Source organism: Agathobaculum desmolans ATCC 43058 (genome assembly GCF_000701665.1).
Taxonomy (GTDB): domain Bacteria; phylum Bacillota; class Clostridia; order Oscillospirales; family Butyricicoccaceae; genus Agathobaculum; species Agathobaculum desmolans.
Genome location: NZ_JNJN01000034.1, coordinates 1 through 14776 on the forward strand (window position 1 = coordinate 1; position 14776 = coordinate 14776).

Here is a 14776-nt window from a genome sequence, read left to right on the forward strand (position 1 = left end):
TCTTTCTGCTGGAAACATCGATACCTGCTGCGTTCATGTTCTTCACTCCTAAAAAGAAATTGCAATGGACAAAGCCATTCTACCCATTGCCGATTCTATCTGTTTGGTGACACGAACACGCGGCTCTACCTGCACAAATCGAACACTGCGAATAGGAGGATGGCTGACTGACTTTCGCACGGACGTACAAGCCCTTGGACGAGAAGGTCAGACCATTACCTTCCTATTCTAACAGCTTAGGCAACGAGATGTCTCGGCTCGTAGCTGGCTACCACATTTCCGAGGCAACTATATAGTAACAGGACGAGAAACATCTCTCGCCCTTTTGTTTTGATTGGAAAAGAATCCATTTTTCATCTGGTTTCATATCGCCCGCCAAGTTACTGCGCGAGCGCACCTGCGAAGAACAGCCGAAACCACCACGATAGTCCAGATCAGCAATGGAATTCCTCATTGAAAAAATCCGAAATCCCATTCTATGAAGTCCGCATAGTGCTCTGCCTCGCTGCAAAACGAAATTTCTCCCGATCCAGAGCGGCACAGACACACAGCAGAACCATCATTCGTCTATCAGGTACATTGCATCAAAAATAATCCTGCGTTATACTGCCTACGCATTTGCTCGACTTAATTTAATTTCATAGCTTTCCCCAATTTGTAAATCCATGCCCTCACCACTATAGTGCGGACCTAATACAAAGGAGCCGTCTTCATCAACATTCCAACTGGAGACATAATCCGTTCCTTCTGCAACAACTCCACCAGAAGAATCACATAATTGCCATCTAAATTTTGCGCCAAACATCTCAACTTCTGCTGTACCGCGGAATGAAATATCGACCTCATAGCCTTCCGTATATCTGGAATAGCTTACATCCGCAACAACTTCTTCAATGGTCGTTGTATTGCCTTCCTGATCGCTCACCGAAAACGGCAGTTCGGGTAATTTTATTTCAGGTGCATCCGCTAAAACATCGGCTTGATCTCTGCCACTGTCATTTCGGAAATCGATCGTATAAGCAGAATCCAGATCGATTATTTTATCGTCGAAGTAAAGTTCTACTTCAAAAGTATCTCCGGCTTTTCGCAGCGTATTGAATATTTCTTCGATCCCGTTTTTCACAATGCGGCCGCGCTCGTCCTTCAGATCATATTTCAAATAGGGGTCGAAATCAAATCGCAAATCCCGGTTAATGCTCTCTAATTCACCGCGAACCAGCACCTAAATACCCAGACTGCTATGCGTACCTTTCGGCACTACCTCCGTAATCCGCAGTTTACCTGTAACCATAGGATCATTGGGTACATAATCAACATCCTGATTATCCCATCTGTCATCCTTCAAATACAGGCAATTAACAGTTTTGGGCAAATGCTTTGCTGCAATAGACATTTTATATTGCGGCGTAACTCGAATCTTGCAGCTTGCGGATACTCCATTCGTTGTTGTTGCGGTAATCGTTGCCGTACCTTCCGAAATCCCCCGCACCGTTCCGCCTGAAACAGTTGCAACCTTTGTATCGGAAGAAGTCCACGACGCAATGGTTTTGTTGGTCGCATTTTCCGGGGAAACAGTGTAATGCACGGTCGTGGTCGTTGAAGCCCGGATTTCCTCCTGTTCCGGCTTCAGCTCTAATCGAGTTGGGGCTACCGTCGAACCCGATTCCATTCGCATCATCGTCACGATGCTTTGCTCGCGGGTATATGGATCCTTTGGAGCGAAGCGTCCCTGATCCACGCCATTCATAATACCCGCCTGCTGCACTTGTCCTACCTGTTCAAGCGCCCACGCGGATATTGCATCACGATCCGTAAAATCAGGCATAGCAGCACTTAATTCCTTTCCCATTGCACGGCTCAAGTTCGTTAATATGACTGCCGCTTGCTCACGTGTCAGCAATGCATCAGGATGAAACCGCCCCTCACCTACACCTGTAACAACACCCAATCCGCCCATCTTCTCAATGTTTTTGTCTTTCGTATCCGTAAAGACCGCCCGTTCTTTGATCTCCGTGCCTGAAACTTCCTCGTAAAACGAAGTAGCCAGCGAGCAGAATTCAGCACGTGTAATTGGTTCTGCATATTTCTTTTGCAGCGGCTTTGGAACAATATTTCGTTGGATCCCTTCATTTACGGCCGCCACCGCCCAGGAAGATGGTGTACGGTAATGAGATGCATATTTCGGATCGATTCGTTTCGCCAGTGCAGACAGCGTTGTATTCAGATTATTCTGGAGCTCATACGTCTTTTCTCCTCCACTTGTCATTGCCTGCAACCGTGCATACCACGTGGAATGCGGTAATTCCGTTGTTTTTCCATCCGGGCCGGTGTAAAAGTATGACATCTCACCCGTGGAAGAGAATACATCCTGACTAATGTAAATATCAGGGTGGAAACGCATGGTAAACCCGGCAACTTCCTGCCATTTTCCGTTTTTCAGCGTATAATAATATGACCCGCCTCTATCCGTACCACTTCCGTCAATCTTCCACACCATGTAAACATATCCATCCGTACCGCTGCTGAGGGTCATTTGGTAAGAGTAACCCGCATCTCCCCAGTATTCTATATCAATCGGCAATTCACCGGCTAAACGAACCATCTTTCCATTCTGGTAAGTGTAAACACAATTTACAAAGCCGCCTCCTATCGCATTTGTAGCATCCAGCGTTTTGCCGAAAACCAGTTCCGGAATGCCGTCCTGATTAAAGTCTGTGAGTTGTGCGTAGCCAATTTCCTCATTGACTAAATTGATCGGGAAATCATATTGCGGAAGCTCACTGGACGGAACATCATTGGCGGGCAGGCCTATACTGTCCACTTGTTCCTGCAAAAAATCGTAATATGCTCTGTAAGCATCATCTACCGGAGCCGCTGCTGCCATGGTCATGCATCCAGCGGCCGCAGTACATGCACACAAAGCGGTCATGCAGATTTTACGTGTTTTTCGTAACATTTTGTTTTCCCCCAATCTGTTTTGGAAAATTGCCGTAAAGCGCCGTGCGGTATCACAAAAAGGGCATCATCTCATTCCTTAATGGTAATATGAATCAGCATTGAACAGGATTTCGCTGTTAAAAGCATAACTATATCATTACTTTGTATATCACCACCATTACCGCTGCAAGCTGCCAGAGACGGCCCAAAAGTCTCCGTAAGCAAGGGGATTATCAACTTTTTTCATTTCACATGTCCCTCCTTATTTTTATCTATTTCCGGCTGTTTTGCCACGTGTTCTTTGCGAAACTTTTGTTCCATTTCATCATACTGTTTGGAAAAATCTCCGCGAATCATTTCAGATTTGTAATTTGTGTCGCTCATGTAAAAAATAGATTGTTCTGCAAAGTATAGACGAGTGCCATCTTCGTTCAGGTAAACGTAGCCATACGCATCATCTTCCAACGGACGATCATAGTTGTCTCCGAAATTTTCTCCGCACAAATAATAGCCATAATAGGTTTTCGATTGGTTCCCCTTACTGATCTCGGCACGCTGACCCGGTGTAAGGGCACCCCACACGCCGCCTAGGCCACTGGTATCGTACATTCCGCCCCCGGAGGTGGTAACTCGAGTGGCAAAATCGCCATGATAGGTTATATCGCCATATGCTTCCACTTGATGCGTGTCGTAATATCCGCCAACTCCGTTGAGCAGCGTGTATACTGCACCATCATCATTCGTCATCAGGAAGTCCACGATCTGCTGACTATCCATGAAAGCCCGCCCTTCAAACAAAGGTGACTGAGTGGCTTGAGAAATGGCTTTTACAAAAGTTTCTGTATTTTTCGCACTATAGGATATCTGGATGGCTTGATCAAAGTGCTGCTCAACTTCTTCAAGGAGAACAACATGAGTCGGATCAATCTTATAAAAATCATTCGCTTTTGCGTTGAAAGAATTTACCCTTTGCAGCAGATAATCTAAAATCACGGCACTTTCTAATTCGCTTTCTGCTGTCTTCTCGTTCGAATCTGCTTGATCCTGAAGGGTTTGAGCCACCTCCGTGTAGAATGCGGTAAACCGATCCCTTACCTTTTTGTTTTCGTAATCCGAGTAATCCAGCCAGCCGACAACGTTTTGAAATATTTCATGGGCAGCGACATAGTTAAGCTTGTCGTAATATCTGTTTTCCGTGCGTTCATCCGTCTCGCAAGTTAAATTGTGGATGGAGATTTCGGTAAATTCATCTATGACTTCCACTATTTCTCGCTTGAACATCAGCTTGTTTTTGACGCGATTAAACTCCTCAAGCAACTCCGGGTACGTTGATTCGTCAGAATAGCGAAAGTCAATTAACCAACTCGATTCGTCAAACATGGCATCAATCACATCTTCAACACTATGCTTTGCAGTTACGTATAAGCGATACCCCAATAATCCACCTGCCAGCACAGCGATGATTACCACCACAATTAGGATGGTTTTCCTCTCCTTGGACATTGCTGCAATTTTTTGTACAACACACCCCTCCTCAATCTGTATAATATGGAACCTTGTTCCATGAGGTTAGTATATCATTTTAAGCAGGGAAAACAATATGCTGCCTGCACACCCAGCACTACCGCATTGTACAAGCATATGATCCTCAACATTTAAGTCGCCTTGTCTATGCATCTGTTTTCTCATCCCCTGCTTCATGATGCAATAATCCAAACAGCTATATATTACAAAAAATATGTTGACAAAATCATCCCGCAATGATAGACTGATATCGGACAATGTAAGAAGGAACTGAAAACACCGATACACCTCTTTTTACAGTAAAAAGACAGGACTATTCCTGTCTTTTTGCTTTTAACGCCATTTTTTCACCACTTTGCAAAATCCGGCACCGCGCACGGAGCCATGCTGAAATGTACAGCATAGAAACAATCAAGTCCTCATCAGGCAGGAAAATTTTTATATATTTAATCCGTTTCCTTGTTCATTCAAGTTGTTTATTTAGAAAAAATAATGTATAGTATTAAGTAACGTGGTTCACGCGGAATAAAGGAAAACGAGGAAGTAGAAATGAAAAAAAGTAATCCAATTGCATTACTGCCAATCGGAATATTCTTAGTGCTGTATCTTGGACTGGGAATACTGTTCGAGTATGTAATGAAAATCCCAATGGGATTTTATAACATCCCAATCGTTATCGCATTTCTTGCGGCGATCTTAGTTGCATGTCTGCAAAATCGGGGCGTGAAATTTGAAGACAAGTTAGAGCTGATGGCAAAAGGGCTTGCAGATAAAAACATTGTTACAATGCTGCTGATCTTTTTGACAGCCGGGGCTTTTGTAGGTGTTGTAGGGAGAAGCAGTGCTGAAAGTGTTGCATTTTTCATGCTCGGCTTAATTCCGGCACGTTATGCCGTCGCTGTACTCTTTATTGTAGCTTGCTTTGTATCCACGGCAATGGGCACTTCTGTAGGCACCATCACCTTGCTAACACCGATTGCTCTTGCTGTTTCTTCTGCATCCGGCTTTGATGTACCATTATGTATTGGTGCCGTCATGGGCGGCGCCATGTTCGGAGACAACCTTTCTTTCATCTCCGATACAACCATTGCTGCTTGTAACGGACAGGGCTGTGCCATGAAGGATAAGTTCCGTGAAAATTTTGCAATCGCACTGCCTGCTGCGCTGGCTACTTTAGGACTCATTCTTTTACTGTCTTTTCGAACAGAACTAAACGGCTCGCTGGTTAAACCATATAATTTAATTCAAATCATTCCATATGTGCTTGTACTCATCGGGGGAATTTGCGGAATCAATGTTTTTGTTGTCCTTTTGATTGGCATTGTTTCCGGTTCTATCATCATGCTGGGAACTGGACAAACAGCGGCAACAGAGCTTCTGGCAAATATGGGTTCCGGCGCGGCCGGTATGTTTGAAACATCAATGGTTGCCATTCTGGTTGCAGTAATGTGCTCTCTCATTCGTGAATACGGCGGATTTGAAGCTTTATTATCAGCAATTCGCAGCATTTTCAAAGGAAAACGCAGCGGACAGCTCGGCATGGGCCTTTTAGTCGGCGCCATGGATATCGCAACTGCGAACAATACGGTTGCCATTGTAATGGCAAACCCAATCGCTAAGGAAATGTCCAAAGAGTATGACATCAGCCCCCGCAAGGCCGCATCTCTTCTGGATACATTCTCCTGTATTTCACAAGGCGTGATTCCATACGGTGCACAAATGCTTGTTGCTATTTCTGCGGCCACCGAACTGGGGCATGAGATTTCCGCTTTCGATATTATGCCGAATTTGTTCTATCCGGGGCTCCTATTGATCAGCTCGTTGATTTTCATTTTCGTTGTACCGCAAAAAACAACAAAATAATCCGGCAAAAAATGTGCATCGCCAAGTTTTGATTAAAAAAGCACGGGGTTCTGCACAAAGCAACAGCGCATATCTAATTTAGGGCATACTAAAACGTCGCTATTCCACTGTAAACAGCGACGTTTTTTTATTTCCCGAATGAAAAAACGGGTTACAACTATATCCTTTCCAAATCGGAATATAGCACCAGAAATTTATGTTAATGTTTCCTACACCAATCAGTGGATGCATATGCACTCCTTCAAAAGAATGCAGCATCACTTTTTTACAGTCTCCGTATGCGCTTGTTTTCCGCTATTGGCCGACAAGCGCGGCGCGTGCTTGAAATACATATGCAATTCGCATTTGATCATGCCATTATACAATTTGCGGCGCTTGTCCGCTTTTCGTCCAAAGCAGCGCTCAAACAACGGGTCCGAGCTGAGGATATACTGTTTGACCGGTGACTTTTCCAGTCGCCTGCCCAAATCGGCATACAGTTTTTCTGCCGTCTGCACATCCAGCAAACGCTCACCATAAGGTGGATTGGCAAACAGCACGCCGGCACGGTTGTAATCGCGCTGCAAGGCATCCGCCCGTTCAAAGAATACCGTACCGGAAACACCGGCTTTGCGGGCATTTTCCATGGAAAGCTCCACACAGGCCGGATCCAGATCACTGCCGACAATGTCAAACCGTGCGCTGCCATCGTTCATACCAAGCGCATCCTCCCGCGCCTGCCGCCAAGCCGCTCCGTCAAGCGTCACCCACTTTTCCGCATCAAACCGGCGCAGCAGTCCGGGAGCGCGGCGCTGGGCAATCATAGCTGCCTCGATTGCAATCGTACCCGAACCGCAAAACGGGTCCATCAGTGGCTCCCGTCCACGCCAGCGTGCCAATTTGACCATCGCGGCAGCCAATGTTTCCCGCAAAGGCGCTGCATTACTGTTGGCGCGGTATCCACGCTTGTGCAGCCCCACCCCTGAAGTATCCAAATAGAGTGCAGCAACATCGTTCATAATGGAAAATTGTATCTGATAACGCGCCCCTGACTCTTCAAACCACGTCTGCCCATAGTGTGCGCCCAGCCGGTTCACAACTGCTTTTTTGACGATCTTCTGGCAGTCCGGAACAGAGTGTAAAGCCGCATTCAGGCAATACCCTTTTACAGGAAATGCACCATCCCGCGGGATGAATTGCTCCCATGGCAAGGCGCGCACCCCTTCGAACAGCGCATCAAAGCTTTTGGCCGGAAATTCCCCCAGCCGGATCAGCACCCGCTCTGCACAGCGCAGGTTGAGATTTGCCCATGCCAGCGTATTCTCATCCCCTTCAAACAGCACGCGGCCGTTTTCTGCCCGTACTTCTGCCAGCTTGCCGCCAAAGCGCAGCTCATCCGCTACGATCCCTTCCAGCCCAAATAATGTCGGGCAGCACATGGTCAATTCCATTGTGTTCTCCTTTTCCTGATAAAAAGCTCCCGCCGTGCGGCAGGAGCCATACTGTCATGCAACCATCTTAATCCGCCGCCCCATGCTTTGTCAAGTGATTTACCATATACATAGGCGTGGTTTCGAATGACTTTCCATTCGGCGGGTCAGATAACGAACCAACCGAATCCCGAACAGACGCAGAACCAATACATAGATTCCCACCGCGCCACATAATGCGCCAAAAGCAGCACCCGGTGCGCTGCCCCAACGATACAGCAGAATCGTATAAAACCATCTCGTCCATGCATACAGCGTGATGGCGCACACCACCGGCACGCCAAACCGCCGCAGGGGATGCAGGGAAAATCCGGTATGTCGGTATAAAATGCATAAATCGACCGCAAAAGCTGCTGCTCCGGTCAGCAGCATAGCAAGCAGATACCCGTAAATCCCCCACATCGGACGCGCACACCAATCATACAACAGCGCAAGCTGCAGCAATTCCGCGCCGGTACCGGTCACGACACTCCATTTCTGCAACCCCAGCGCGTTGAGCAGCCCGTTTGACAGCATCTGATAATAGCAGACAGCCACCGCCGCACCAAGCAGAAAAACATATTCCTGCGTTAACGGCTGGTTAAAGAAAAGCATACACAAACTGGGCGCCAGCGGGATCAGCACCGCCGTAGCCGGCAATCCGATCAGTCCAACCGTCATCACAGCCCGGCCAACCAGAGCGCGCACACGGGTCTGCTGACCGGTAGCCTGCGCGGCTGTGACAGCAGGCAATAGTGCAGTGCAGACCGAACTCACCAGCGCGGACGGCAGCAGCAGTAAAGGCATCGCCATACCGGAGATCACCCCCAGCGCCGCAAGCGCCTGATCATACCGCATCCCCGCTGCCATCAGCCGCTGCGGCAGCAGAACTGCACCGGCCGAGCCGATCGCATTTCCAATCAAAGATGCAGCGGAGAGCGGTACGGCGATCCCTAAAAATCGACGCACCGTGGCCGTGTCCACCCGACCGCCGAAGGGATGATGTCGGGTGCTTCGCCGGAACAGTCCGGTCAAAAACAGCGCGCTGAAAATCTCACTGATCACCATGCCGGCAAAAATGAGCATTGCCGTTACACCATAATCTCCGCTTTGGTCGTGCCGCAGCAGCCAGCCGACTGAAAAAATGCGGACGAGCTGCTCCCCCACCTCGGAATACGCAGTATACTGCATCTGCTCCAAGCCGATGAACAGCGCTTTGAAAATATTTTCTACGCCAGTCAGCAGCAAGCACAGCACCATAAAAGGAAATGCCCGTGCACAGCGTGCATCACCCAGCAGTCCCGCTGCGATCTCATCACCGAATAACAACACCGCTGCCGCACAGCTTATACACAGCGTCAGGAAAATAGAAAATGCCAGCCGCAGCACCGCGCCCACCCGCTGATGCTCGCCGCGCGCTTCGTATACCGCACTCAGGCGGGAGCATGCCATGGTCACCCCGGACAAGCAGCCTGCATGCAGCACAAGATAGGCTGAATTGACCAGACGATACACCCCCAGCCCCTCTGCCCCCGCATACCGGCTGAGAATAATTCGATAAACAAACCCCAGTGCCTGCAACGCCAGATTACCGCAGGCCAGCACACCCGCCGCATAGGCAATCGTTTTTCTTTTGATCCGCACAGCACGCCCCCTTTTCATACAAAGGATATGCCGCAGCAGGGAAAAAGAGAACAGCAGCCGCCTTCTTATCGGAAAGCGGCTGCCGTTGTTCAAATGCGTTTGCTCATTTTTTCGCTGTATGCTGCACGGAACTGCGCAAAGGTTCCGTTATCCAGTGCATCGCGGATCTCCTGCATCAAGTGGTTATAGAACCACAGGTTATGCATCACCAACAGCCGCTGCGACAGCATCTCTCCGCTTTTGAGCAGATGGCGCAGGTATGCCCGGCTGAAGCGGCGGCAGGTCGGGCACTGACACCCCTCCTCGATCGGCCGGTCGTCTGTCTGGTATTTGGCATTCATAATATTCATGATCCCGTCGTGCGTAAACAAATGCCCATGACGTGCATTACGTGTCGGCATAACGCAATCGAAAAAGTCCACACCGCGTGCAACGCCTTCGATGATGTTGGACGGTGTGCCGACCCCCATCAAATAGCGCGGCTTATGCTGCGGCGCATGCGGCAGTACAACATCCAAAATATGATACATGACCTCGGTACTCTCACCGACTGCCAGCCCACCGATTGCATAGCCAGGCAGATCCAGCTCTGCAATCGCCTGCATGTGTTCAATCCGCAGATCATCATATGTGCCGCCCTGATTGATGCCGAACAGCATTTGATGCGGGTTGACCGTATCCGGCAGTCCGTTCAAACGCTCGAGCTCGGTTTTGCACCGGCGCAGCCACCGCGTCGTGCGGTCGATCGAATTTTTGACATACTCGCGCGGCGCAGGATTTTCGATGCACTCATCAAACGCCATGGCAATATCCGATCCCAGATTGGACTGAATGCGCATACTTTCTTCCGGGCCCATAAAGATTTTGCGGCCGTCCACATGCGAATGAAACGTTACGCCTTCTTCTTTAATTTTACGCAGCGTTGCCAGCGAAAATACCTGAAATCCGCCCGAATCCGTCAGCATCGGGCCATCCCACCGCATGAATTTGTGCAGGCCGCCCATCGCTTTCACAATCTGATCGCCCGGACGCACATGCAGATGATACGTGTTGGACAATTCGATCTGACAGCCCAGTTCCTTCAAATCGAATGCATCGACCGCACCTTTGATTGCACCCGCCGTTCCGACGTTTTGAAATACCGGTGTTTGTACCACACCATGTGCCGTGCAAAATTCGCCCCTGCGGGCGTTTCCTTCTGTTTTTAACAGATGAAATGTTCCAATATCCATAATTCCCTCGTTTTCTTTTCAGCAGTGCTATTATAGTATCATATTTTATGGGGTGTTTCAACGCCCCGCATAATAAAAGAACATTGGGACGCTGTTTTTCGCGTGCTAAAACGTCTGTGATCTTTTCACACATTTTTGGTGGATATTTATAAAATTTATCCTTGCTTTTCTTAATGATATATATTATCATTAAGGTATAAATAGATGTATTGGAGGAGGTTTTTCCGTGAAGCAATATACAGGATATATCGGCACCTATCGTTCCGTGCAGTCAAACCATATTTATCGATTTGTACTGGATGCGGAAAGCGGAGCGCTGACCATCCCCGAGCCTTATCTGCCGGTGCCGGACTCCAAGTATATCGCATTGCGCGACGACAGCGTTCTTGTTTCCACCGTGCGGCGGGAACAGGGCGCCGGGCTTGCAGTAACCAACCTGCGCCTCCCCTCCCCCCACGTAACAGCAGAAGCACTGGGCGATCCCGGTGCCGGCTGCCATGTTGCCATTGCAGAAGATCATGTTTTTACCGCTGACTTTCATGCCGGAACAGTTACCTGCTACCGTTTGAATGGTTTGCAGCCCATACAGGAACACACCATTGCCATCGCACCGCATGCAGGCTGCCATCAGGTGTTGTTTCACAATGACCTACTGCTCATTCCCTGTATGGAGCTGGATGAATGCCGCCTGTTTTCCGCTGTGGACTATCAGCCGCGCGGTGTCATCCGTTTTCCGAAAAACAGCGGCCCGCGGCACGGTATTTTCGACCGGGCGCATCGGTATCTCTATCTGGTGTCGCAAAAGGACAATACCATCTCCTGTTTTGCCGTGCAGGACACGCATTTTTCCCTTTGCGGGCGGCTTCCGCTGCTGGATGCCCCGGTTTCATCCTGTGATGAAGCCGCGGCGATCCGTTTTTCACCGGACGAGCGTTTTCTCTATGTTTCCGTTCGCGGCGCCGAGCAAATCATTGTGTTGGAAGCCAATGGCAGCCAAATGCAGATCCTGCAGCGCATAGACTGCGGCGGTCAGCATCCCCGCGATATTGCCCTCTCTCCGGACGGGCACTGGCTGCTTTCCGCGAACCGCTGCTCGGATGACATAACCTGTTTCCCCCGCGATGCTGTGACCGGGCTGCTCGGCCCGCTGTGCAGCCGCGTACCCATCCATGAAGGTGTCAGCATTGTATTTGACACCACTGAGAAAGGACGATAAATTATGAAGCGTTGTGATATTGGTATCATCGGCCTGTCGGTTATGGGCCGCAGCCTTGCCCTGAACATGGCTGACCACGGTTTTCAGGTAGCCGGTTATAACCGCAGCCGCACCGTGACCGAACAGGTCGTGCAGCAGCATCCGCATGATCACCTGCACCCCTACTACGATTTACAGGAGTTTGTCTCCGCACTGCAGCGGCCGCGCCGCATTATGCTGATGATCAAGGCCGGCGCACCGGTTGACGGTGTGATCGACCAGCTGATCCCACTGCTCGAGCCGGGTGATATCATTCTTGACGGCGGCAACTCCTTTTTTGAGGACACGCGCCGCCGCAGCGCACGGTTGGCCGAACAGGGACTGATTTACTTCGGCGTTGGTATTTCCGGCGGCGAAGAAGGCGCCCGCCGTGGCCCGTCTATTATGCCGGGCGGTGATCCGGAAGCCTATGCTGCGATCCGCCCCATTCTTGAAGCGGTTGCAGCCACCGCAGAAGGCGCACCCTGCTGCACCTATATCGGTCCGGACGGTGCGGGACACTATGTCAAAATGGTGCACAACGGCATTGAATATGCCGATATGCAGCTGATCGCGGAAAGCTATCTGCTGCTCAAATATGTCGGCGGTTTTTCCAATACCGAACTGGCCGATCTGTTTTCCTCCTGGAATCAGGGTGAACTGAAAAGCTTTCTGATTGGTATCACAGCCGATATTTTCCGCGAGTCGGACGATCTTGCGGACGGCGATCTGCTCGACCGCATTGTTGACAGCGCCGCCCAAAAAGGCACCGGACGTTGGACCAGCATCGAATCGCTCAAACAAGGGGTCGAGGTTTCCATGATCACCGCAGCCGCCGGCGCACGTGTCATGAGCAACGACCTTGCCCTGCGCCGGCAGGCAGCCGGTCTGCTGCCTGCGCAGACGGTCAGCGTTTCCGCAGAGGATCGCGCAGCGTTGGCAGAGCAAGTGCGGCAGGCGCTGTATGCAGCTAAAATCGTTGCATATGCACAGGGGTTCGCCCTGATGCGCGATGCTTCCGAGCAATATCAATGGTCTCTCGATTTAGGGTCGATCGCTTCTATTTTCCGCGCCGGCTGCATTATTCAGGCAGATTTTCTGAATGATATCACTGCCGCCTTCCGCAAGGATCCGGCCCTGCCCAATCTGATGCTCAATCCCTTTTTCCGTGATCAGCTTGCCGGTCATGTGCGCAGCCTGCGCACCGCGGCATCACTGGGGATTGCCAACGGTCTGCCGCTGCCCGCCATGACCAGCGCGATCTCGTATTACGATGCCTTCCGGGCACAGCATGTCGGCGCCAATCTGATTCAGGCGCAGCGCGATTGTTTCGGTGCACACACTTATGAACGCACCGACCGTCCGGGTCATTTCCATCACGAATGGAGGAACCACCAATGAGCAAAGCCTTTACGATTTTCGGCGGAACAGGTGACCTTACCTTCCGCAAGCTGCTCCCCGCACTGTATAACGGAAGTGTTTCCGGTGCGGAATCCATGGATTATCAAATCGTCATCATCGGCCGTCGGGATTATACGACCGAGCAATATTGCGAGCTTGCACGCGACTGGGTGAAGAAATTTGCCCGTCTCCCCTATTCGGACAGTGCGTTTACCCGTTTTGCTGCGCGCATCGACTACTACCGCATGGATTTTTCCGATCCTGCCGCATACGCGGGTCTGAATCAATATTTTACTGACCGTGGAATCGATGAATTCATCTTTTATCTAGCGGTTGCTCCCCGCTTTTTCGGTCTGATTGCAGAAAGCCTTGCCGGGGTTCGCGGCGCCTCCCGCGGCAAAGTAATTTTGGAAAAGCCCTTCGGCGAAACGCTGGAGGCTGCCAAAGAACTGAACCGACGGCTGGAGACCATCTTCTCTCCCGAGCAAATCTACCGTATCGACCACTATCTGGGGAAGGAAATGGTGCGTAATATTGAAACCATCCGTTTTTCCAATCCCATTTTCACCAATCTGTGGGACGCACGCTTTATTGAATCCGTACAAATTTCTGCACTCGAGGATGTCGGCGTAGAATCCCGCGGCGGCTATTATGATGAGGCCGGTGCAATGAAAGACATGGTGCAGAATCATTTGTTCCAAATTCTTTCAATCGTAGCGATGGAGCGGCCCAGTGATTATATCGGATCGGATATGCACAGCGAACAGCTCAAGGTGCTTCGTGCGCTTCGTCCGGTCGGACGTGATCCCATCGAGGATACACTTGTGCTCGGCCAGTATGATGGATACCGAACCGAAAAGCTGGTAGACCCCCATTCGCAAACCGATACCTATGCTGCTATGCGCCTGTTCATCGACAACGACCGCTGGCGCGGCGCACCGTTCTATATCCGTACCGGCAAAAAGCTCGGAGAGCGGGAAATGAATGTGGTTGTCACCTTCCGCCGTCCGCGTCCGGATGTTGCACACAATGTGCTCGTCATCCGCATCCAGCCCACTGAAGGCGTATATCTGCAATTTAATATCCAAAAACCGGGCGATACGACCGAAATAACCCAAGCCAAAATGGATTTCTGCCAGAGCTGTTCCCTTGAAAACCGTATCAATACACCGGAGGCCTACGAACGGCTGATCGGTGCATGCATCCGCGGAGAACACTTTTGGTTCTCGCAGTGGGATCAAATTGAAACCGGCTGGGAATATGTTGCGCAGCTCCGTCAGGCATATGAAAAAGCAGGGCTTCCGCTGCGGAACTATACCGGAGGTTCTTACGGCCCATCCGAAGCGGATGATCTGCTTGCGCGGTTTGGACACAGCTGGTTCAACAGCCCGTAACACCCGTTCGCATGCGATACGCGTCCACGCTTCCCTTGCAAACAATAAAAACCGAGGCATACGCCTCGGTTTTTATCGTATATGCGGCAGCTGCCATTC

At 50.1% G+C, this 14776-nt stretch carries 10 protein-coding genes; 4 read left to right on the forward strand and 6 right to left on the reverse strand.

Going from position 1 to position 14776, the window contains the following annotated elements:
* Window positions 1-610 precede the first annotated feature (610 nt).
* The 3 genes from T363_RS0109355 to T363_RS0109370 all read right to left on the reverse strand — a co-directional run bounded on the left by T363_RS0109355 (window position 611) and on the right by T363_RS0109370 (window position 4410).
* Window positions 611-1222, reverse strand: a complete 612-nt coding sequence (locus T363_RS0109355) for a hypothetical protein (protein WP_031475237.1) — start codon at window positions 1220-1222, stop codon at window positions 611-613.
* The gene (locus tag T363_RS15165) at window positions 1223-2956 is read right to left on the reverse strand and encodes an Ig-like domain-containing protein (protein WP_078096993.1); all 1734 of its coding nucleotides are present in this window, start codon (window positions 2954-2956) and stop codon (window positions 1223-1225) included. It abuts the gene before it with no gap.
* 224 nt (window positions 2957-3180) lie between these two features.
* Window positions 3181-4410 carry a hypothetical protein gene (locus tag T363_RS0109370; protein ID WP_154658785.1) on the reverse strand — a complete coding sequence of 410 codons (1230 nt, stop codon included), beginning with the start codon at window positions 4408-4410 and terminating at the stop codon, window positions 3181-3183.
* 600 nt (window positions 4411-5010) lie between these two features.
* Here T363_RS0109370 and T363_RS0109375 point away from each other — a divergent pair.
* Window positions 5011-6324, forward strand: a complete 1314-nt coding sequence (locus T363_RS0109375; RefSeq protein ID WP_031475240.1) for a Na+/H+ antiporter NhaC family protein — start codon at window positions 5011-5013, stop codon at window positions 6322-6324.
* Between the two features lie 257 nt (window positions 6325-6581).
* Here the strand turns inward: T363_RS0109375 and T363_RS0109380 are convergent, their stop codons facing one another.
* The 3 genes from T363_RS0109380 to tgt all read right to left on the reverse strand — a co-directional run bounded on the left by T363_RS0109380 (window position 6582) and on the right by tgt (window position 10648).
* A complete protein-coding gene (locus tag T363_RS0109380) occupies window positions 6582-7754 on the reverse strand; it encodes a THUMP domain-containing class I SAM-dependent RNA methyltransferase (RefSeq protein ID WP_051643200.1) in 1173 nt (390 codons plus the stop codon).
* Window positions 7755-7853: 99 nt separating this feature from the next.
* A complete protein-coding gene (locus tag T363_RS0109385; protein WP_161645960.1) occupies window positions 7854-9416 on the reverse strand; it encodes an oligosaccharide flippase family protein in 1563 nt (520 codons plus the stop codon).
* Between the two features lie 89 nt (window positions 9417-9505).
* A complete protein-coding gene (gene tgt / locus T363_RS0109390) occupies window positions 9506-10648 on the reverse strand; it encodes a tRNA guanosine(34) transglycosylase Tgt (RefSeq protein WP_031475245.1) in 1143 nt (380 codons plus the stop codon).
* 226 nt (window positions 10649-10874) lie between these two features.
* Here tgt and T363_RS0109395 point away from each other — a divergent pair, with 226 nt between their 5' ends.
* From T363_RS0109395 to zwf, 3 genes are read left to right on the forward strand one after another with little or no spacing between them, the layout of a single operon-like run.
* Window positions 10875-11864: a lactonase family protein gene (locus tag T363_RS0109395; RefSeq protein WP_031475247.1), complete on the forward strand. Its 990-nt coding sequence runs from the start codon at window positions 10875-10877 to the stop codon at window positions 11862-11864.
* Window positions 11865-11867: 3 nt separating this feature from the next.
* On the forward strand, window positions 11868-13283 hold the full coding sequence (gndA, locus tag T363_RS0109400; protein ID WP_031475249.1) for an NADP-dependent phosphogluconate dehydrogenase: 1416 nt from the start codon (window positions 11868-11870) through the stop codon (window positions 13281-13283).
* Window positions 13280-14677 carry a glucose-6-phosphate dehydrogenase gene (gene zwf, locus T363_RS0109405; protein ID WP_031475251.1) on the forward strand — a complete coding sequence of 466 codons (1398 nt, stop codon included), beginning with the start codon at window positions 13280-13282 and terminating at the stop codon, window positions 14675-14677. Before gndA ends, zwf begins: the two co-directional genes overlap by 4 nt.
* The last annotated feature ends 99 nt before the right edge of the window (window positions 14678-14776 follow it).